The 369-nt window shown below is 37.1% G+C and carries 1 protein-coding gene; it reads left to right on the forward strand.

Features of this window, described 5'->3' with window-relative positions; translation table 11 throughout:
* Window positions 1-5: 5 nt before the first annotated feature.
* The coding region (locus AA81_RS03175) for a cation transporter (protein WP_211292639.1) at window positions 6-369 on the forward strand (364 nt) is incomplete at its 3' end.

Genomic DNA, 369 nt, shown 5'->3' on the forward strand with positions numbered 1-369 from the left:
TGGTAGTGAAAGAAAAATCCGTTAACAAGAGCAATAAAAAAGTATTAATACTTGAAGGACTTGACTGTGCGAATTGTGCTGCAAAGATTGAAGCTCAAACACAAAGCCTTGAAGGAGTAAATAGTGCGACCGTTGATTTTGTATCTAAGAAGCTGACAATTGAAGCGGTCGATAAAAAGGAATTTGGTAAAATTCTTGGAGAAGTAACATCCATTGTAAATAAACTTGAGCCGGATGTTAAAATAGTTGATGCAGAGAAGAAAAAGGTGAACAAAAGCATAGTAATGCTTGAAGGACTTGGCTGCGCGAATTGTGCAGCTAAAATGGAAAAAGAAATAAGCGGTCTAGAAGGAGTTGAATTTGCTGCAG

The organism is Petrotoga halophila DSM 16923 (assembly GCF_002924615.1).